Raw genomic sequence first — 569 nt, 5'->3', positions numbered from 1 at the left:
CCCAGGCCGTGTGAAAATGGTGCAACTTGGAGCGCACTGGCGCATTTCGTGGCCGCCGAGCTTCTAATTCGGTGGAATCGACCTCCTGTCATCTCAGTGGCAGCCTGGAGCTTCAGGTAGGCGCTGATTTGGTCGCGCAATGGCCGGCCTCAGGCCCGCATGGCTTCCAGCAATCCGCCCACGCCCACGATCATCATCACGCGCTTCAGGTTGTAGGCGAGCACGGTGAGCGCCATCTCGGTGGCCACCTTCGGCAGCTTTTTTGTAAGAAAGTGCGTTGCTCCCATCCAACACTTCATCGTTCCGAACGGATGCTCCGCTGTCTGACGGCGGACCGCCATTGCATTGGGGTTGTGGTCGAGCCTCGCCTGAACTTTCTCCAGAACGGCCTCGTGCTCCCAGCGTGAGATGCGGCGCTCGGGGGCTGTCGTGCACTGGGCTTTTAGCGCGCAGGTTTTGCAGGTGCTTGTCCAATAGCGGCGCAGGGTCTTTCCGTCCTCTACGTTCGTATAGTGATAAGTTAGCCGCTCGCCGGCGGGACAGCGATAAACATCGTCGGCGGCGACATA

General features: G+C 60.1%; 1 protein-coding gene. It reads right to left on the bottom strand.

Annotated features, from left to right (window positions below; genetic code table 11):
* Nucleotides 1–149: 149 nt before the first annotated feature.
* The coding region (locus tag CWO89_RS45080; protein ID WP_207234735.1) for a transposase at nucleotides 150–569 on the bottom strand (420 nt) is incomplete at its 5' end.

It is taken from the genome of Bradyrhizobium sp. Leo170, from assembly GCF_004296405.1.
Taxonomy (GTDB): Bacteria; Pseudomonadota; Alphaproteobacteria; order Rhizobiales; family Xanthobacteraceae; genus Bradyrhizobium.
Note: the sequence above shows the minus strand (reverse complement) of the source record. Positions and strands in the feature narration are given on the sequence as shown.